The organism is Stenotrophomonas sp. PFBMAA-4, from assembly GCF_030053215.1.
Lineage (GTDB): Bacteria > Pseudomonadota > Gammaproteobacteria > Xanthomonadales > Xanthomonadaceae > Stenotrophomonas.
Window position 1 is genome coordinate 170,516 of the sequence record NZ_JASGBW010000002.1, and the last position, 19,709, is coordinate 190,224.

Annotated in this window: 16 protein-coding genes and 1 pseudogene; 5 read left to right on the forward strand and 12 right to left on the reverse strand. The window is 65.7% G+C overall.

What is annotated here, in order from left to right; genetic code table 11:
* Positions 1-1,120: 1,120 nt before the first annotated feature.
* The 3 genes and pseudogenes from QMZ26_RS02125 to QMZ26_RS02135 form a co-directional block, all read right to left on the reverse strand.
* Positions 1,121-1,444, reverse strand: a complete 324-nt coding sequence (locus tag QMZ26_RS02125) for a hypothetical protein (protein WP_108759086.1) — start codon at positions 1,442-1,444, stop codon at positions 1,121-1,123.
* A 213-nt stretch (positions 1,445-1,657) separates the two neighbouring features.
* On the reverse strand, positions 1,658-2,182 hold the full coding sequence (locus QMZ26_RS02130; protein WP_283220412.1) for a DUF6622 family protein: 525 nt from the start codon (positions 2,180-2,182) through the stop codon (positions 1,658-1,660).
* Between the two features lie 143 nt (positions 2,183-2,325).
* A pseudogene (locus tag QMZ26_RS02135) lies at positions 2,326-3,771 on the reverse strand (coniferyl aldehyde dehydrogenase); the annotation flags it as partial.
* A 135-nt stretch (positions 3,772-3,906) separates the two neighbouring features.
* On the opposite strand from QMZ26_RS02135, the gene QMZ26_RS02140 reads away from it, so the two are divergent.
* On the forward strand, positions 3,907-4,803 hold the full coding sequence (locus QMZ26_RS02140; protein ID WP_283220413.1) for a LysR family transcriptional regulator: 897 nt from the start codon (positions 3,907-3,909) through the stop codon (positions 4,801-4,803).
* A 118-nt stretch (positions 4,804-4,921) separates the two neighbouring features.
* Here the strand turns inward: QMZ26_RS02140 and QMZ26_RS02145 are convergent, their stop codons facing one another.
* Positions 4,922-5,500 (reverse strand): hypothetical protein, encoded by a 579-nt coding sequence (locus QMZ26_RS02145; RefSeq protein WP_283220414.1) that lies wholly within the window; start codon positions 5,498-5,500, stop codon positions 4,922-4,924.
* Between the two features lie 624 nt (positions 5,501-6,124).
* Here QMZ26_RS02145 and QMZ26_RS02150 point away from each other — a divergent pair.
* On the forward strand, positions 6,125-6,472 hold the full coding sequence (locus QMZ26_RS02150) for a hypothetical protein (RefSeq protein ID WP_283220415.1): 348 nt from the start codon (positions 6,125-6,127) through the stop codon (positions 6,470-6,472).
* A 71-nt stretch (positions 6,473-6,543) separates the two neighbouring features.
* Here the strand turns inward: QMZ26_RS02150 and QMZ26_RS02155 are convergent, their stop codons facing one another.
* The 5 genes from QMZ26_RS02155 to yidA form a co-directional block, all read right to left on the reverse strand.
* Entirely contained in the window at positions 6,544-8,013 is a 1,470-nt protein-coding gene (locus QMZ26_RS02155; protein WP_283220416.1) for a porin, read from the reverse strand.
* Between the two features lie 34 nt (positions 8,014-8,047).
* Complete coding sequence (locus tag QMZ26_RS02160) at positions 8,048-9,082, reverse strand: alpha/beta hydrolase (protein WP_283220417.1); 1,035 nt, start codon at positions 9,080-9,082, stop codon at positions 8,048-8,050.
* Positions 9,083-9,224: 142 nt separating this feature from the next.
* On the reverse strand, positions 9,225-9,608 hold the full coding sequence (locus QMZ26_RS02165; protein WP_283220418.1) for a hypothetical protein: 384 nt from the start codon (positions 9,606-9,608) through the stop codon (positions 9,225-9,227).
* Between the two features lie 546 nt (positions 9,609-10,154).
* Positions 10,155-12,461: a TonB-dependent receptor gene (locus tag QMZ26_RS02170; RefSeq protein ID WP_283220419.1), complete on the reverse strand. Its 2,307-nt coding sequence runs from the start codon at positions 12,459-12,461 to the stop codon at positions 10,155-10,157.
* Positions 12,462-12,794: 333 nt separating this feature from the next.
* The gene (gene yidA / locus QMZ26_RS02175) at positions 12,795-13,628 is read right to left on the reverse strand and encodes a sugar-phosphatase (RefSeq protein ID WP_283220486.1); all 834 of its coding nucleotides are present in this window, start codon (positions 13,626-13,628) and stop codon (positions 12,795-12,797) included.
* Positions 13,629-13,796: 168 nt separating this feature from the next.
* Between yidA and QMZ26_RS02180 the strand changes: the two genes are divergently transcribed.
* Positions 13,797-14,459, forward strand: a complete 663-nt coding sequence (locus tag QMZ26_RS02180; protein ID WP_283220420.1) for an exopolysaccharide biosynthesis protein — start codon at positions 13,797-13,799, stop codon at positions 14,457-14,459.
* A gap of 186 nt (positions 14,460-14,645) precedes the next feature.
* Here QMZ26_RS02180 and QMZ26_RS02185 read toward each other — a convergent pair whose 3' ends face one another.
* From QMZ26_RS02185 to QMZ26_RS02195, 3 genes are all read right to left on the reverse strand, one after another.
* Positions 14,646-15,956 carry a sorbosone dehydrogenase family protein gene (locus tag QMZ26_RS02185; protein ID WP_283220421.1) on the reverse strand — a complete coding sequence of 437 codons (1,311 nt, stop codon included), beginning with the start codon at positions 15,954-15,956 and terminating at the stop codon, positions 14,646-14,648.
* On the reverse strand, positions 15,949-16,389 hold the full coding sequence (locus tag QMZ26_RS02190; RefSeq protein ID WP_079224014.1) for a DUF2231 domain-containing protein: 441 nt from the start codon (positions 16,387-16,389) through the stop codon (positions 15,949-15,951). Before QMZ26_RS02190 ends, QMZ26_RS02185 begins: the two co-directional genes overlap by 8 nt.
* 189 nt (positions 16,390-16,578) lie before the next feature.
* The gene (locus QMZ26_RS02195) at positions 16,579-16,938 is read right to left on the reverse strand and encodes a hypothetical protein (protein ID WP_283220422.1); all 360 of its coding nucleotides are present in this window, start codon (positions 16,936-16,938) and stop codon (positions 16,579-16,581) included.
* A 409-nt stretch (positions 16,939-17,347) separates the two neighbouring features.
* Between QMZ26_RS02195 and QMZ26_RS02200 the strand changes: the two genes are divergently transcribed.
* Entirely contained in the window at positions 17,348-19,114 is a 1,767-nt protein-coding gene (locus tag QMZ26_RS02200) for a S8 family serine peptidase (RefSeq protein ID WP_079224018.1), read from the forward strand.
* Positions 19,114-19,677: a DNA breaking-rejoining protein gene (locus QMZ26_RS02205; RefSeq protein ID WP_345782651.1), complete on the forward strand. Its 564-nt coding sequence runs from the start codon at positions 19,114-19,116 to the stop codon at positions 19,675-19,677. The genes QMZ26_RS02200 and QMZ26_RS02205 overlap by 1 nt, the downstream gene beginning before the upstream one ends.
* The last annotated feature ends 32 nt before the right edge of the window (positions 19,678-19,709 follow it).

Consider the following 19,709-nt stretch of genomic DNA (forward strand, 5'->3'; position numbering starts at 1 on the left):
CCCCAGCTATCCGACTTGGCCAAATAACTATGCCCCTGCTACCAGTCTTGAGCAAGCGGCGGCACTGGAGGGCATATTCAAACCGACTTGGGTAACGGGTGCTTCAGCAATGTCCGCTTTCGGCCAGAAGCGGACGTTCAAGACTCGGGAACCAAGCCTCCCCGCGGAGCGCGGTTGGGCTTGAATGAACTGTCAGGCGCCAACCTGCGAACCGAAGCCGACAGGAAGCAACCGAACGTCCGTAGACATGCAGATGCCATTTCCCCCGGAAAGTGGCCGTACACCCAAGATGGTGCCCTGCTGCGCGAGCTCTGCCTGGACAATGACGACAGGCTGTTCAGCGCCATCCTCCAGTAGCTGAACTGCGCAGCATGGAAGGGTCATTGGAGCTGGAGTGGAACCACCCTGTACGTAGAAGACGGCAGATCCGGCCGCAACATCAGCCTCGGTCGCTGGGCGGCCGACCACGCACGGTGTGGCATGCCAATCGGTTGCCGAAATGGGACCCCAAAGTTCAGTCATAGCTGTACTGGCACCCAACTGCCGAGTAGACGGACCCGTGGGTCCGGTCATGCGCGCTAGCCACGATGCACCGAGTTGCGCGCCTCCCCTTGATACAGCTCGATCTTAGGGCGGCCGGGTCCGGCTAACAAGCCAGTCCAGCGGCAGGCTTGGTGGCCGCGCCAATGGCCGCTATGGGTCGGATGCTGCCTTGTCGTGCCCACGACTGTTTTCGGCCAGAAGCGGACACTCAACGCCTGAGCTAAGCCGAGCCGCGAAGCGACTTCGGCTTGAATGAGTTGTCAGGCCCCCGGCGGTGCTAAGGCCAGCTCATCGGCCGAGAAATCGCTAAGCCAAATTGTCTCACCAGACGCACTGACGCACTCAACAACGTATCGGTCGGGCTGGCCGAATCCACGCAGTAAATCTACGACAGCACCTCGGTCCCCAACCTGGGGCAGCGCCTTGTTGATCTTGAATGGATCGTAGAACGTTGGCGGATGCCGAATCTCCGTAACGACCACTGTGGAGTACTGAGAGATCATCTGACGATGCCTAACTCTGGAATTAAGCCGACCCGCGCAGTGGGCTCGGCTTGAATGAACTGTTAGGCCACAAGCTATGGGAACTTCACTTGCGACCCGTACACGACCTCACCAGCCTGGACACGTAGCTCAACGTCCGCAAGGCGCTGATAGATCCTGCGCCAGTGCCGCACCCAATGCACCAATAGCGGCAGGCCGAACAGAACGTAGCTGACCGCCGCCAGGAAAATGGCCGCAGAAACCTCTCCAGGGCGTACCCAAAGCCATGCCGCGACCACGAAAGCGCTGAAGATGATTCCGCCGGCACCTGCGGCAAGAATTGATCGTAACCGCATGACCGATACGGCCTTGCGGACATCTGAGAGATCATCAAGCGAGATGCGATCAGAGCTGTCCATGCGGCTTGATTACCTGTTAGACGGACCCCGGAGTCCGGTTACACGATTTACCCACAAAGCACCGCATGGCGGGCTCTCCCCTTGGTACAACGCGATCCCAGGTCGGCCGGGTCCGGCTGACAAGCCAGCGTACAACCAGACCCAGCAGGCTCGATGGACAAGCTTGGGCTTGGCCAAAGCTTCGACCAAAGAGCCATCAGCCCCCTCCCTACCTCAATGCACCGGGCCCAGATTGCTGGGCATCCCTTTGCGCAGCACCGACAAATACCGCAGATACTTGCCAACAAAGATGCCGGTGAACCCACCAGACAGCAGCAGGTACGCGGCACTGAAGTTTCCATTGGCACTCAGCGCAGGCGACACCGCAAGCGCCACCTCGAACCCGTACTTCACCAGGAACGTGACCAGCAGCAGCGGCAGCAAGCTGTAGTCCGCGCTGCGCCACAACCGGCCCGACGCTTCATTCACCGTCAGCGTCGCGCGGCGCAGCAGCACCCAGCCAAGCATTGCACCCGCACAGATGCCGGCCAGCCACTCGCTCCACGCCACCAGCGAACCGCCGTAGCGATGGCTGATTGACCAGATGCCCCACACCGTGAACAGCGCCGGCACGATCGCCAGCCTCCGCAGCGAGGTCTGCCCTGGCCGCATGGCCGCGACGCCACGGGTGATGAGGTACGCCAGGATCACCCAGACCCAGATCGGGGTGTGCGAGAGGATGGGCAGCAGCAGGTTCACGGGAGATCCTTTCAGTGAATGCCCGCACGGAGGGCGGTGGGTAGCGCTCACTATTGACGGACCGGACGCGCTGAACAAGTGACAGGTGTCAGCGACCGCTTCAGAGCCCTCGGCCGCCGCGCACGGGCGGCGGCCGGCCACCCTCACTTCTTCAGAGCACTACCCAGCGCGTCATCCAAAGACCCGAGCTTCTCCCCGTACGGCGCACGCAGCCGCAGGTTCGACGCCCCATCCTTGGCCTGCACCACCACCGCCTTGCGGTGGCTGAACTGACGGAAGCCATGTACGCCGTGGTAGGCGCCCATGCCCGACGCGCCCACGCCACCAAACGGCAGTTCTTCCACTGACGCATGCGTCATCACATCGTTGATGACCAGCGCGCCGGACGTGGTCAGCCGGGTGAATGCCGCCTGCCCTTCCGCGGTGTTGCCGAAGTAATAGGCCGCCAGCGGGCGCGGGTGCGCGTTGATGTAGGCAATCGGCTCTGCGGCAGCAGCGTAGGACATGACGGGCAACAGCGGCCCGAAGATCTCTTCCTGCATGATGTCCATGTCGTCAGTGGCGTTCAGTACCAGGTGCGGCGCGATCTTGCGGGTGGCCGCATCAAATGCGGGCTCGCCGGCCGGGGCCAGGGAAATGATCGCCGCGCCCTTGTCGGCCGCGTCGGCCAGCAGGCCGACCAGACGGTCGAAGTGGCGCTGGCTGACGATGGAGGTGTAGTCCTCGTTGTCCTGCAGGGCCGGGAAGGTGCGGGCCATGAACTGGCGCGCATGCTCCACCAGCGCGGCGCCGCTGCCCTCGGGCACCATGAGGTAATCCGGCGAAAGGCAGATCTGCCCCGCATTGAACGTCTTGATGGTGAGCGTGCGTTCGATGGCGGTCTGCAGGTCGGCATCGGGCGCCACCACCACCGGCGACTTGCCGCCCAGTTCCAGCGTCACCGGCACCAGGTTGTTGGCCGCCGCACGCATCACATGGCGGCCGACGGCGGTGCTGCCGGTGAACACCAGATGGTCGAACGGCAGTTCGCTGAAGGCCTTGCCCACCTCGGCATCGCCCAGCACCACGCCCAGCTCCATCGGGTCGAAGTAGATCGCGATCAGTTCGGCCAGCAGTTCAGAGGTGGCCGGGGTGAGTTCGGACGGCTTGATGAGCGCCGAGTTGCCTGCCGCGAACACACCGGCCAGCGGCGCGAAGGCCAGGTTGATCGGGAAATTCCACGGGCTGATGATGCCGACCACGCCCAGCGGCTGGTGTTCGATGCGCGTCTGCATGCCGGCTACCGGGGCCTCCACGTCTTCGCTCTGCATCCACGTGCCCACGTTTGCGGCGGCATGGTTGAGCGTGGCGGCGGTGGTGCCCACGTCCACCAGCAGCGACTGGTAGCGGCTGCGCTGGCCGAAATCCCTGGAAATGGCCTCGGCGATGCGCTCGCGCTGCTCCAGCAGCAGCCTGGCGGCGCGCTGCAGGCGGTCGCGGCGCTGCTCGAGCGTGGCCGGGCCCTGGGCAATCTGATGGGCGCGCATGGCCCGCAGGATCGTGTTCAGCTCTGTGGCGTGGGTGCTGGTATCCATCTGGGGCAGCCTCTTGGAAGACGTGGGGGAGGACGCGAAAGGCCTTGCAGCACAAGGGCTTTCGCCATGGAAGAAAGGCTACGCCCCCTGCCCGACCCCGGCCAACGAGGCTTTCGATGAAGGGTCATAAATAATGTTATGGTCCGCCCCATGTCGCTCTCCCGCCTGCGCACCTTCATCGAGGTCTACCGCCAGCGGTCGATCAGTGGCGCCGCGCGCCGCCTCAACCTGACCCAGCCTGCGGTGTCCCAACACATCGCCGGCCTGGAAGCCTCGCTTGGCCGCACCCTGTTCCATCGCCTGCCCAGCGGCGTAGAGCCCACGCCGGCCGCCGACGAACTGGCGGCCGATGTGGGCGACAAGCTGGACCAGGCCGAGGCCGCACTGGCCGCTGCGCGCACCCGTTCTGATGAAGTGGCCGGCGCGCTGCATATCGTCGGGCACGCGGATTTCCTGGCCGAAGTGGTGGCCGCCGAACTGGTGCCGCTCATCAAGGTGGGCATGCGGGTGCGGCTGCAGACCGGCAGCACCAGCGTGGTCTGCCAGATGCTGCTGGATGGGTCGTGCGACCTGGGCATTACGGTCTACCCGCCCGAAGACGATCGGCTGCGTTGCGAAACGGTGCGGCAGGAGCCGCTGCTGGCGGTGGCTGCACCGGAAGTTGCGCAGCGCATCGCGGCGCGTGCGGAGTGTGGTGCAGCGCTGTGCGAGGAGCCGTTGCTGGCCTACAGCCTGGACCGGCCGCTGGTGGATGCGTGGCTGCAGTTCAACCAGCTGGATGTGCGCCCGCCGCTGCCTTCGCTGCTCGGGCAGGATCTGCGTGGGCTGCAGCGGCCGCTGCAGCTGGGGGTGGGTTGGACGGTGCTGCCGCACTATCTGTGTGCGGATGCGCTGGAGCGCGGAACGCTGGTGGAGATTGAAGGGCCTGTGGGACGGGCGAGGCTGGATTACTACTTGATGTGGACGGCGGCGGGGTTGCGGCAGCCGCGGGTGGCGCATGCCAGGCAGGCGTTGCTTTGGAGGTTGCGGGGTGGGGACTCGGCGTAGTCGCGGGGGTGGAGTGCAACTCGATCTTCGTCTGCACCAAGCGCTGGCTGATGTCCGCTTCTGGTCGGAAGCGAACCACCCGCGCCTACCCGGTGAAACTACCCCCGCATGAACGCAATCATGTCGAGCATTTCCAGCCATTGATTACGTCCACCACAACCCGGTCCCGCGAAGCGACATCCCCGGCAAATTCAATATCCGTGGCAAAGGAGTACTTGATTTCCTGGGCGCCGGATTTCACCACACGACTGCAAAGCTGTTGATCGCAAACTGCGAGCGGCCAACGGACATCTGCATCATTCCCATCGGAAAGAAAGACAGCTCGGCTTTCCGGGTTGAACCTGACGAGAAACCGATGCCTGTCCTCGGAGTACTCGCGCGCACCATTCCCGCGCAATTGCTCGTAATAGCTCGTGCCGTGCAGGGGCCTTGGCTTCCAGTCCGTCACCAACACGCTTGAAACATCGTTGAGCCGACCATCGCAACTGCGATCCCACAGGCATCCACTGACGAAAAACCCATCGTCACGCCCATCAACTTTACTGCGCCATCCCCCGGTCAAGTCATAGTCGGAGGGTGGGCAGAACCGCTCGCCCGAGCCAAGCGTGTACTCATTCGCGCTTTCTCCGCATCCGACGAGGAAGAGCAAGCCGATCAACGTTGCCAGAGCTGCAACTCGGCTGCGGACACTAGTCATGGAACTATCTCACCGACATTCCAAGCACGCTCAAGATCTTCTCTGTGGCATCCATTCTGTATCCGCCGAATGCATCGGGGTTTGCGCCATTCCTGGCAGTGACACCGGATTATCAGGACAGGCGAGTCTGGCGTCCAAGGCTTTCATGTGTCCCAGAACCAGGACAGGCTCCCGACCACTGACACCTCGCAGCATGGCCTTGTCGCATTTGGCCTGCTCAGGCTCAGACAACTGCACTGCCTGACGCCGATGGCCCCACGCCCCGGAAAGCCCCGGCCCGCGTGCCTCTCGCACCGACCGTTGCCCATGCGACAATGCCAGAAGCGTCATGGGTTTTGGCGGCATTGACCCCAACCCTTGCCTTTCCCAACTGCTTCCAGCAACTCTGGCACCGCCACCGGAAACGGGTGGCCGGGCCTCGAAAACCCGAGTTACTAGGTAGTAGTTTGCGCTCACCAGTCGGCACCACCTCGCGTGGTGCCGGCTGGTGATCCGTCTGCCGGCTATGGCGGGCGGTGCGTGGGGGCCTTGTGCCCGCCGGTTTCCTAGTAGCCCGGTTTTCGAGCCACGCATCGTCCGCCACCTTATCGGTGGCGGCTTCCGCCTGTTTGCACGGAGCCAGCCATGACCAAGCCGCATTCCCCTTCCCCGCGCCCCAACCAGGACGCCCCCTCTTCCTTCGATTTCAACAGCCTCATCGCCATCCTGCAGAGCATTGGTGCAGGCGCTGCCTCCGATGGCCAGCCCTGGCCCGAGCGCCACCAGGTGCGTGGCCGGCAGATTGCCCTGGCCGATGCAGACTGCGCGCTGGCGGGCCAGCGAATCGTGCAGGAAATCCTGCTGGCGGCCATTCGCGCGCAGCAGAATGGCGACCCTGACGAGTACGTAGGTGACCGCGTGCTGGAGGGGCTGGCGATGGCCGCGCTGGCGCTTACGGCGTTCATCCAGGAGCGCGTGCGGCCGGTTGAGTGAGGGCAGGTTGGGCTGCGCCAGGTGCATCCACGGACGCCGTGGATCCACCTGGGTCGCCCGCCAACGGTGGGTCAGAACGCCACCTGCGCACGCACCCCAACGGTGTTGCCCGAATCAGGCCCTTGGAAGGTGCCCACCTTGTTGTCGGTTTTCCAGTGCACGTAGTTCACCATCAGGCGCGACCAGTTATTGAGATACCAGTTCATGCCCAGTGTCCACGCGGTGCCTTCACCGCCGCGCGCGGCGTCCAGGTAGTCATAGCGGTCGTAGCGTGCGGCCAGTTCAAACGCGCCCCAGCCGCCTTCCTGCACGGGCCGCAGCACGCGGGTGGTACCCCATACGCCAGAGCGACGGCTGAAGCCCGGTCGTTCGCCGGTAATGAGCCAGCCGGCATAGACGGAGGTCGCTTTCTGGTCCACCGCGTTCACCGTGCTCGACTCAATGGTGCGCACGGTCTGTTCGGCAAAGCCCCACAGGCTGCGGTAGACCCCGCCCAGCTCAAGGCCCCAGGCGCGGTTGTCGGTGACATTGGCGATGGAGCTTGCCGACACACGTACGTTGCCGTTCCAGCCCAGTGCCACGGGCGATGTCTTGTTGATGCTGGTGACATCGTTGCCCAGGTCTTCATACCAGTACCAGCCACCCAGGTGCACAAACCCCTGCTGCCCGCGCACCGGGTTCCAGTGCGCACGCGCGAGGTAGGCGATGGTGTCGCTGGCGGTGCTGTCATTGCCGATGTCATCGCCGGTTACCGCCAGGCTGGCATGCCAGCCCTCGCCGATGACCTTGGTAGTGAGGCCGAGGCCGTAGTAGCCGCTCTGCTGCGCGCCCACAGACGCCACCGCGTTGCGAGACATGAACGGCGTGGTGGTGCCGCTGCTGCCGCCATCCAGGCCACGGTCCTTCAGCTTGTTGCCCAGGTAGACCTCGGTGGGCAGCGTTCCCAGCCGGGTATCCCAGGACAGGTAAGTGTCTTTCAACGACACCTCGTTGCCGGCAAAGTCGGCATCGATCTTGTAGCCCAAGGGGCCCATCTGGCCCTCTGCGCCCAGGCGGCCACTGGCCAGATCGGTGCCGGTGATGTTGCGCGCGGCGAATCCGGAACCGTGGGTGCTGCTGAAATCCACCAGCACCCGGCCGCGCGGGTGGAAGGTGAACTGTCCATCGCTGCTACGGAACTCCGGCCCGCCCTTGCGCCAGCGGACATTGCCACTCCCCCCGCCGCCGCCCCCGGTGGCTGCCAGCTGCGCCACCTGCGCCTGCAGCAGTGCCATATCATCCTGCCGCGTGCTGGCGATGGCGGCAGACACCTGCGCCTGCACCGGGTCGGCGGCGGCCGGGGCAGCCCGCTCCAACGCGGCCAAGCGGGCGTTGAGCGCCTCCAGCAATGCCGATTGCTGGCGGAGCTGCTCAGCCTGCTGCTGCACCTGGGCGCGCAGTTCGGCTTCGGTAGTTGCTGGTGCCGCAACGGCATGCGGTGCAGCCAGCGACAGGCAGCCAACGGCAGCCGCAGTAAGCGCGGCACGGTTCAGAACGTTCATTGTTTTCTCCCGAGGGAAGTGAAGGACGCGCGGCTCAGTCGCCGCTGCCGTCGTCGTCGCGCACAGGCGCCACGCCCTGTAATGGCGCGGGCACTGCCGGGCTGATCGGCATCAACGCCTGTGGTGCAACGCCCAGGTAGCCATGGCTGCGGGCCCACGTGGCAAACAGGCGCGGCCATTGGCCCACCAGTGAGCCCGGTGCACCCAGGCCCCAGCTGTGCCCGCCTTTCTCGAACAGGTGCAGCTCGACCGGAAGCCCTGCCGCATGCACGGCCTGGTACAGCGCCAGGCTGTGGCCCACATCCACTGTGTGGTCGTCCACCGCCTGCGCCAGGAAGACCGGAGGCATATCCGTGCGCACGTGGGCTTCCACCGAGTAGGCCTGCTCGGCATCGGCCTGGCTGCCCAGCTCACGCCGCGAGCGGGTCTTGTCCAGCGGCGCGCGCATCGACACCACCGGGTAGATCATGCCGAGGAAATCCGGCCGCGCCGAAAGCTGGTCGGCCGCATCCACGGGCGCGTAAAACGGTGCATCGAAGCGCGTGGCAACTATGCCGGCGAGGTTGCCCCCTGCCGAAAACCCGATCGCACCGATCCGCTGCGGGTCTACGCCCAGCCCGGCGGCGCGGGCACGCAGCAGGCGCATGGCGCGTTGCCCGTCCTGGAACGGTGAGACCGGCGCCCAGCCATCAGCGGGCAAGCGGTAATACACGACTGCGGCGGTCACGCCCAACGATTGCAGCCATTGCGCGGTGGGCGTGGCGGCACTGCCGATCTGGATACGGAAGTATCCGCCACCGCCGAAGATCACCACGGCCGTTCCATTGGGTTTTGCAGGGCGGTAGATCTCCATGCGTGCATCGCTGACGCCAGAGACGGCGCCCTTCGCACTGCCCTCCGCGCCGGTCTTTTCCGGCCCCAGCGCGCGTTGATGCCAGTGGTCCTGCGGCCATAGCGGCACGACCTCGGGCGGGCCTGCGACAGGCTGTGCGCTGGCCTGTACGGCCACAATCGCGCCCAACAACAGACCGGCCCACGGCCAGACGGCGTTTCTCACTTTCTGCTTCATCGTCCCCTCCCAAGGATGCGACAGGCAGTGCGTGGGCATGGATGCCCATGCTGCCGGCCGATTGTCTGCACTTGCAGACGGGAGGGCGATAGCTAATTGGGACTACCGCCTGTGCGGGTGGTCGCCATGGCCACGGGGCAGTTCAACGCCCCTGCGCGGGTGCGACGCTGGGCCTGCGCGCGGCGACAGTCGCCAGGCGGCGGCTGACGAGACCGTAGAGGTCCTGCAGTTCGACCGCGCGCTCAGGCGTCATGTTGCTGCCGAAGAGGACGCGTGCGAGTGCCGCTTCGTGGGTGTCATCGGGGAAGCGTTCGCGGGCGCGGTAGACGTTCTGGAAGACCAGCCAGGCCAAGCGGAGGCCGCCACCGGGCAGCGGGCGCACGAGACGCTCGTAGGCCTGCCAGAACTGGTATTCGGCCTGCAGATCGACCGTCGGCGCCGCGTAGGGCACCGGACGCGGGCGTCCGTGGGCACGCGGGCGGGTGGGCAGGTAGACGGGATCGGGCTGGGCCATGCTGGACAGCATGCCCCAGCAACATTGTGGGAACCTTGCGCTGGTGCCGGAATATCAGTGCGGGCTGTGCAAAGTGCGGTGGTGGAGCCCGCTTTGGTAGATGCCAACCTTGGTTGGCAGGGTTTTCCCGGCGCTGGAGGCATTCCGCCGGGCATGGCCCGGCGCTACCGGGGTGCGCGGGGAGCATCCACGCATGGCGTGGATCTACTGGGGGCAGAGTCCTCCGCATTCGCGGAGGGATCCGACCCCGGGTAATGCGTGTGCCGCTTTGGTAGATGCCAACCTTGGTTGGCAGGGTTTTCCCGGCGCCGGAGGCATTCCGCCGGGCATGGCCCGGCGCTACCGGGGTGCGCGGAGAGCATCCACGCATGGCGTGGATCTACTGGGGGCAGAGTCCTCCGCATTCGCGGAGGGATCCGACCCCGGGTAATGCGTGTGCCGTTTTGGTAGATGCCAACCTTGGTTGGCAGGGTTTTCCCGGCGGTGGAGGCATTCCGCCGGGCATGGCCCGGCGCTACCGGGGTGCGCGGAGAGCATCCACGCATGGCGTGGATCTACTTAGAAGGTCATTGCGGTACTGAACATCACCTGCCGTGGGGCGCTGCGCTGCAGCGTCTGGTAATCGCCCGAGAACGAGGAACCCGCAATCGTGGCGGTGCCGATGTTGTTGCGGTTGAACAGGTTGCTCACATCCAGCCGCAGTTCCAACCCGGGCAGCACACTGCCCTCGCCCAGCGTGTATGCGGCGTAGGTGTTCACCTGCCAGAACGTGGGCACGTGGATATCGTTCTCGTACGTAAAGGGCTGGCGCAGGTAGGAGGTGCTGGTGGCGCCCAAGCGCCAGTTGCCAAGATGCGCGGACAGATCGCTCACCAGCGAAACCTGCGGATACCCCGGCTGGGCGTTGCCCTTGATCGGGTACACGGTATCGCCCACCACGAAATCACTGCCGTAATACGAACGGGCGACGGCTACGCCCTGGTAGAACTGCACGCGATCACTGATGTCTGCAGTAATGCCCAGGTCGGCGCCAATCACGTGCATCTTCGGCATCAGCCGCACGGTGTTGATCTGAGCGAACTGTGTGCCGATGGCCGCTGACAGCAACCGGTTGCGGATATCGCTGTAGAACACATCGCCGGTCAGCGTCAGCCGCTCGAAGCGATGCGTTGCGCCCACGGTGAAGTTCCAGTTCTTCTCCGGCCGCAGCGTGCCGGCCACGCGGTCGAACTCGTCCTGGTCGCTGATGGTCCACGCCGATGCGGTATAGCCGATGTTGCCGCGCTGGGCCACGCGATAGCCGTTCATGGTGTTGGCCACGTCGATGAAGGCATCGGTGGCGTCGCTCGGGCTCCAGAACAGCGAGACGTGCGGCAGGACGTTGTCCTTGGCGCGCAGCGCGCCGTATACCGGGCGGTCCACGGCATCGCCGAGGCCGCCGCCTTCGGTGCGGAAATCCACGGCCTTGAAGCCGACGCCCAGCTTCAACGTATCGCTCAGCGCGATGTCATCGTGCAGGTAGAACTGCTGCGATCGGGTAACCCAGCGCGAGGCGTTGTCGGTGAGGAAAGCCGGGCCATACACATCGAACGGGCCGGTGGCCTTCAGCGGCTTGCCCTGCCCCAGCAGCGGCTGCTGGTACCAGTCGGTGCGGGCGGCCGCCTTGCTCTGTTCCTGCCAGTAGCCTGCGGTGAGCGTATGCGGGCCAACCTCGAGCTGCAGGTTGGCCATGCCACCGAGGCGGTTCACGCGCGGCGTCTGCACCTGTTCGGAGAACGGCGCGCCGTTGGGCGACGGCACGGTGGGGTCGGTCAGCGTGGCCTGCGTGTGGCTGTTGGCGTTGTACAGCTGCACGTTGCCACTGAGTGCGGGCGTGATCTGGAAACGGTGGTTGATGGACGTCACGCGGTCGCGGGTGATCTGGCCGGTCTGGTAGGGAATCAGTTCGGACAGCTCGCCGCAGGTATAGGCACCGCAGGATCTATCGGCATTCTCCGGCGAAGCCACGTAGTACGCCCAGGCGTAATCGGGGTAGAAGCTGTCGGCCTTCCAGCCCAGCTTTCGGATCATGTCGAAGGAGATGTTGTTGTAGCCCCAGACCTTGGCCTTGCTGTCGGAGGCGAACACGGTGAAGTCACCCCAGGACACATCCTGCTGCGCCTTCAGGTTGCCGCGCAGGAAATCCTGCGTGCCCGCGCCCTGGTACTTGTCTGCCGAGACGCGCTGCAGGTCGACCAGCACTTTCGGGCCGTGCTCGCCCAGCTGCCCGCTCTGCGCGGACACCGTGGTGACCAAGGTGCGGTTGCTGCCCACGCCCTGCTTGATGCGCAGGCTGGGCGTGTCCTGCAGGTCGCGCAGGCGATATTCCAGGCTGCCACCGTTGGCGCTGCTGGAAAACACACTGACCGGTGCGCCGCCCGGGCTGACCGTGATCGAACCGATGCCGTCGGGCACGCCCACGTTGACCACGCTGGTGCCGGTGAGCGAGAGGAAGCCGCTGTCATTCAGCGGCACGCCTTCAAAAGTGATGCCCATTTCATTCATGCGGAACCCGCGCACGAACAGGCTGGTGGCGGAGATATCCAGGCCCAGGCCGTCGGTGGCGGTGTAGCTGGCGCCAGGCACGGCCTTGAGCATGGCCAAGGCGTTGTTGCCGGTGACCATGGCATCGAGGTCGGCGGCGTTGATGATGTAGCGGTTCGGGCCGACCACCTGCGTGGGTGCAACCGCCGCGCCGCGTGGCGTGGCAATGACCTGCAGGGCATTGAGGGTGGTGGGCGCGTCGCTGGTTTCGACAGCGTAAGCGGGTGCGGCGAGGGCGGCGCTGAGGGCCAGGGCGAGCAGGGTCGTGGGTGGAGTGTTCATGGCCGGATCCAAGTGCAGGGGGAAGAGGACGCAGGCGCACGCCCAGCGCGTGGCAGCACCGGATGGCGATGCGGTGGCTGGAATGCGATTGCGTTGAAGGGGAGCGGCGCGTTGCGCGCCGGTCAGGGGCAGAGGAAGACGGTCAACTGCCGGGCGATGCGATGGGGTGATTTCGACGGGCGGAAGTGTTGCACTGCCGTGCCGCGCGCACCATTGCACCGTGGTACAGCACGGCTACACGCAGGTATCGTGCGGGCTTGGTAGAGGCCGACCTTGGTCGGCGCTTTGCTTCTACGTGTGCCAACCAAGGTTGGCATCTGCTGGAGCAATGGCTTACTGCAGTACGAACCGTTCGATGGCCTTGGCCACGCCATCTTCGGAATTGGTGGTGGTTTCAAAACGCGCCACCGCCTTCACTGCATCGATGGCATTGCCCATCGCCACGCTGGTGCCGGCAAACTGCAGCATGGTCAGGTCGTTTTCCTGGTCGCCGATGGCCATGACGTTGGCGCGGTCGATGCCCAGCTGCTCGGCCAGCTTCTGCAGGCTGGGCCCCTTGCCGGCGCGGTGGTCGAACACTTCCAGGAAGAACGGTGCGCTCTTCAGCACGGCAAAGCGCTCGGTCAGTTCGGCCGGCAGGTGTGCGATGGCCGCGTCCAGCACGTCGGGCTCGTCGATCATCATCAGCTTGATGAAGGACATCGATGGATCCATGTCGTCCACGCGGCGGTACGACAGCGGCACGTGCGAGAGGTGCGAGTCGATGACGGTGTAGCGGCTGATGTCCTGGTTGGGCGTGTACAGGCGCTGGCCGTCGAGGGCCTGGAAGTGCACGCCGATATCGCGCGCGACCTGTTCGCAGTAACGGAAATCCTCGAAGCTGAGGGGGAATTCGGCCACGTTCTCGCCGGTGCCCAGGCGCCGCACCAGGCCGCCGTTGCAGGCGATGCAGTAGTCGTCGTCACCGTTGATGCCCAGCTCCTGCAGGAACGGCGCCAGGCCGGATACGGGGCGGCCGCTGGTCAGCACGATATGCACGCCCAGCGCGCGCGCCTGCGCGATGGCTGCCTTGGCCCGCTCGGTGAGCTTATGGGCGGGGTCCAGCAGGGTGCCATCCATATCGATGGCGACCAGTGCGATGGTCGATTGCCTGCGGCCCATGTCCATCAACGTCCAACCTTGCATGTGGGGACCGCTATTTTAGGGCAGTCGCGCACCTGCCCGCCTCATGCGCGGTTCATACCGCCGGGCGCGGCTGCAGGGATACTCAGCAAGCCTGTGCGCCCCCACCGCAGGACGGCCCCCATGACCGCCCTCCCCTGGAGATCCAGACGCATGACCTACCGCGCCCCCGAGGCTACCGACACCGCACCGCTGGCCGAGCAGATCGAAGACCTGATCCACGGCCTGCCCGGCGAGCAGATCCGCGTGGGCACGCTGCTGCAGGCGCTGGGCGACGAGGGGCTGATGCTGATCGTGATCCTGCTCTCGGCGATCTTCCTGATTCCGGTGTCGATTCCCGGGCTGAGCACGGTGTTTGGTGCGTCCATCCTGCTGATCGGCCTGAGCCGCGTGCGTGACCGCCCGCTGTGGGTGCCACGCCGCCTGGCCGAGCGTGAGGTGGCCACCGAGAAATTGAAGGCCAACCTGGGCCGCGCCCTGAAGTGGGTGCACCGCATGGAGCGGCTGTCGCAGCCTATGCGGCTGGCGGTGATGGTGCGTTCAAAGAAGATGATGCGGCTGAACAACCTGGCGCTGGTGTTTGCCACGCTGCTGCTGATGGCACCGGCCGGGCCGATTCCCTTCAGCAACACTCTGCCTGCGCTGGCGCTGATGTCGTTCGCGATCGGGTTCATCCAGCGCGATGGCGCGGCGGTGGCGGCCGGTTATGCGTTCGTGGTGGCCACGGTGGTGTACTTCGGCGTGCTGCTGGGTGGCGTGGGGTTTGCAGCGGAATCGGTGTTCAGTGGGCTGCGTGGCGGCACGTCGTCCGTGTAGAGCCGAGCCCATGCTCGGCTGCGCTTCTTCTGTAGAGCCGAGCCATGCTCGGCTGGTTCTTTGAAGAGCAGCCGAGCATGGCTCGGCTCTACAACATCCAAAGCCAACAGCAGTCGAGCACGGCTCGACTCTACAAAAGCCAAAGCAGCCGAGCATGGGCTCGGCTCTACAACTACAACGCTCCGGCTACTTCGCCGAGACCCGCCACACCACATCGCCGACATCGTCGGCCACCAGCAGCGCGCCGTCGGCGTCCATCGCCATGCCCACCGGCGCGCCCATCAGGGTCTTTTCATCCTTGGAGGTGAAGCCGCTGACCACGGCTTCCGGGCGGCCGGTCGGCTTGCCGTCCTTGAAGGCCACGTAGACCACTTCGTAGCCGCTCAGCGGCGAACGGTCCCAGCTGCCGTGTTCGCCGATGAAGGCGCCACCGTGGTACTTCGCCGGCAGCGACTGGCCGGTGTAGAACAGCAGGCCCAGCGGCGCCACGTGCGAGCCGATGGCGTAGTCGGGCACGATCGCCTTGGCCACCAGGTCCGGCCGCTGCGGCTGCACGCGCTCGTCCACGTGCTGGCCGTAGTAGCTGTAGGGCCAGCCATAGAAGCCGTCTTCCTTCACCGAGGTCAGGTAGTCGGGCACCAGGTCGGCACCGATCTCATCACGCTCGTTGGCCACGGCCCACAGCTTGCCGGTGCTCGGCTCCCAGTCCAGGCCGGTGGGGTTGCGGATGCCCGAGGCGAAGATGCGGCTGCCACGCGTGGCCACGTCCACTTCCAGCACGACCGCGCGGCGGTATTCGACGGCCAGGCCGTTTTCGGTGATGTTGCTGTTGGAACCCACGCCCACGTACAGCTTGCTGCCATCGGGGCTGGCCAGCAGTTCCTTGGTCCAGTGGTGGTTGATGGTGCTGGGCAGGTCGGTGAACTCGCGGCCCTTGTCGGACATGCGGGTTTCGCCGGGCACGTAGTGGTACTGCATGATGTTGCCGGTGTTGGCCACGTACAGCGTGTCACCGATGAGCTGGATGCCGAACGGCGAATGCAGGCCTTCGATGTAGACGTGCTGGGTCCAGGCATCGGTACCCGGCGTGCGGCGCAGCAGGCTGACCCGGTTGCCGCCCTTGCCGGCCTTGCCCGAGCGCGCCTTCACCTTGCCGGCGATCCACTGCTTGGGCGTGGTGACCGGTTCTTCGCCGGGGCCATTGCCTTCCACCACCAGCACGTCGCCGTTGGGCAGGGTGAGCAGGCGGCGCGGGTGCTGCAGGTTGGCGGCGATGCGTTCGATCTTCAGGCCGTCGGCCACGGTGGGCGACTGGCCGTCGGCCCAGCCCACGCCCTTGGGCACCTGCATGGGCGGCATGAGGAAGTTGGCCGGCTTGGGCAGCGGCGGCTGCGCGCCGGACTGGTCGGCCGGGTGGTACTCGGCCTTGCCGGCGCAGGCGGCCAGCATCACCGCCAGGGAAAAGATGCCCAGCGTGGGCAGGATGCGATCAGCCATGACGACCTCCGTGCAGCACCGGCAGCTGCAGCGACAGCAGGATGAAACCGATGGCGATCAGGCCCACGGTCAGGGCGGAGAGGATGGTGCCCGGCACGGCCACCGCGTAGGCGTCGCGGCTGTGCACGAAGGCATTCCAGATGGCCAGCACGATGGCCACCAGGTTGAGCAGGAAATCCACGCGGTCCACGCCGGTGGCGGTGCCGTTGCGGCGCCATACCGCAAACAGGTTGATCAGCCGCGGAATGATGGCGATGAGCAGGCCGAAGGTGATCAGCCAGGCCGCGGCCTTGCCCCACATCACCTCGGCGGTGTTGAGGTAGAGGATGTCGAAGATGAGCGCACCGACGAAGAAGCCGAACGGTATCGGGTTCAACAGGCTGAAAAGCGTGGTGCCCGGGCCGCGATGGGCCTGGGCGACGGGGTTGACCATGGTCGTGCTCCGAAGGGGAAAGGTTGCATGGCCGTAGTAGCACAGCCGGCCGGGAGGTCGCGCGATGATGGCCGGCCGACCCCGCCCCCTGCTTGGATGGATGTGCCACGAGGGATGTGCCGACCAACGGTCGGCACCCACCAGGGCAGTAGATCCACGCCATGCGTGGATGGAGATCGGCGCTGACTCTCAGGGAACGTAGACCAGATGCAGGCTGTAGGCGAAGCCGGTTTCGGTTTCGGTGATGGATACATCCATCACCAGGTCACTTCGCCCTTCTGCGGCCGTATGCAGGTCGACCAGGACCTTCCAGCGCTCGCCATCCCACTGGCTGACCGAGGTTTCCCAGGTGGCCTCGGGAAGTGGCACGAGGGTTTCCCCGTAGTCCAGGATGATGTCGGTGATGGTCTCCCACGTATCGGCCGTGCGCAGGCGAACGTCTGCTGCGTCGGGCGCGCGGCCTGAGGCGATCTCGTTGGCCATCCAGGTCAGGGTGGGGCGGAACGCCTCGTCCACGGCGGCTTCGATGTCCGGGTCTTTCCTGACCATGTGTCTTCCTGGGAAAGCGGGCGGCGATCCGCGGTTCAAACATGATGGCATGGGTGGGATGGCCGCGCCCGGCGGCCGGGGACCATGGCCCGGAGGGATGTGCCGACCAACGGTCGGCACCCACCAGAGCGTCGGCACCCACCAGAGCAAATGATGCCGACCAACGGTCGGCACCTACCAGAGCGTCGGCACCCACCAGAGCAGTAGATCCACGCCATGCGTGGATGAGCGCCGACAAGAGGGTCGTTATTCCCGGCCGGAATAAGTGTTTGTGACGCGCTTTGCACAACCGCATCTCCGCGCGCACGAGAGGTAGGGGGTTCTCCGTTGTGCTGCGTTTGGCCATGGGCGATGGGGCAGTTCCGCCCCGCCGTTCTGCCATGCCGATTCACAACAGAAGGACTCGTGTATGAAGCGAAACACGCTCCGCACCGTGCCACCGCGTTCCGCGCGGCTGGCCTTGGCCACTGCGCTGGTACTGGGCAGCCTGGCTGCCAGCGCCCAGGCGCAGCAGGCCGATCCCCTGGCCAACCTGCAGTGGCACCTGCTCAACACCGGACAGGCGGTACCGGCCGACACCCTGCCGGTGGCGGGCAACGATCTCAACGTGGATGGCCTGTACCGCAATGGCATCCGCGGCCAGGGCGTGGTGATCGGCATCGTCGATGACGGCCTGCAGATCGCCCACCCCGATCTGGCCGCCAACGTGGCCGCGGTGCCCGGCAGGAACTTCGCCAACGGCTCCACCAACCCCTCCCCCTCCAACCCCGATGCCGACCACCACGGCACCATGGTCGGCGGCATCGCCGGTGCGGTGGGTGCCAATGGCGTGGGCGTGCGTGGCGTCGCTCCCGCGGCCACGCTGAAGGGCTTCAACGTGCTGGCCTCCAACGCGCAGGGCAACCAGCTGAGCAACATCGAGTACTCGTGGTGGGATGGCGCCGAATCGGCCGACGTGCAGGTGTTCAACAACAGCTGGGGCGCCGGGCCGGGCAACCCCAACCTGCCACTGGCCTTCAGCCAGAACGATGTGGCGTCCTATGAGCAGGCACTGTCGGGCACGCGTGGCGGCCGCGGTGGCATCTACGTGAAGTCGGCCGGCAACAACTTCAACAACGCCTCGGTCAGCCAGACGCAGGATGTCTGCACCACCGACACCAAGAACCGCAACACGGGCTGCGTGCCGGCCGGCCGCGACCCGCGCAACAACCTGTTCAATGTGATCACCGTGGGTGCGGTGCGCGCCGATGGCGTGCGCTCGTCGTACTCGTCCACCGGTTCGGCACTGTGGGTGTCGGCCTTCGGTGGCGAATACGGGCTGCAGGCGCAGTACGCACCGGGCCTGGTGGCGCGCGCCTACGACCCGGCCATCGTCACCACCGACGTTGGCGGCTGCACGGTGGGCAGCAACAAGAACAGCGCGCGCGAGAACAGCCTGGACAGCAACCTGTCGGCCATCGACAGCACCTGCAACTACACGGCCAAGATGAACGGCACGTCCGCCTCGGCGCCGATGGTGTCCGGCGTGGCCGCGCTGGTGCTGGAAGCCAACCCGCGCCTGAGCTACCGCGACGTGAAGTACATCCTGGCCACCACCGCCACCCGCACCCATCCCAACCAGCCGGCGGTGACGCTGGCCGATGGGCGCACGCTGGTGCCGGGCTGGACGGTGAACGCCGCTGGCCGCGCCTTCAGCAACTGGTATGGCTTCGGCGTGGTGAATGCCGCACGCGCGGTACAGGTGGCCGATACGTTCCAGTCGCTCGGGCCGTTGCTGGACACCGGCTGGCGCACCACCACCCGCAGCGTAGCGATCGGCAGCACGTCGGCCACGGCCGGCCGGCTGACCTTCCAGGTGGCCAATGGGGCGCGCAACGTCGAAAGCGTGCAGCTCGGCTTCCGGGTCAACCACAGCAACACGCGGCAACTGCAGTTCGTGCTGGTATCGCCCAGCGGCACGCGCAGCGTGGTGCAACCGGCGTTCACCGCCATCGGTTCCGGCACGGGCGGCGTGCAGCGCAACTTCACCAACTGGGATCTGCTGTCCAGCAACGCGTTCCTGGATGAAAGCGCCACGGGCACGTGGACGCTGGAAGTGACCGACATGGGGCAAGCCGCCGGCGCTGCATCGCGCGGCAGCCTCGAATTCTTCAAGATCCGCGTTCTGGGGCACTGATGATGAAGACAACCATTCTGTTGAGCACCCTCGCCTTCGCGGCGATGACCGGCCCGGCCTGGGCACAGAGCACGGGCGCCACGCCGGCGGCGCGCACGCTGTCCACCGTGGATGTGCAGGTGCTGAAGGCGGAGGCGACCGGCCGCTCGTTCGATGTGGGCGGCAACCGCTTCCAGCTGGCGCCCACAGTGGCCGTGCAGCAGGCGGCCAGCGGCCAGTTCCAGATCACTCCATCGGCGGCGGCGACCAGCGGCTCGCGCAGCAAGCGTTCGCTGGGCGCTGCTGATGCGGGCACCCGCAAGTTTGCTGCTGCGGTATCCAGTGATGGCGCGCCGGTGGTGGCGACATCGCGGGTCAAGGTGTTCTTCACCGATGCGGCGGCGGCACAGAAGGCGGCAGCGGCCACTGGCGGCACGGTGGTGAAGGTGTCGAAGGCTTCGGGGCGGGCGATTGTGGAATACCCGTCGGTGAACGCGGCGCTGGATGCCACGACCAAGCTGCTGTCGACCGCGGGTATCCGCGCGGCGGAGGCGGACCTGGTGCAGTGGGAAGAGAAGAAGTGATCTAGGGCGTTGTGTGGTGCCCCGGCCGGTGT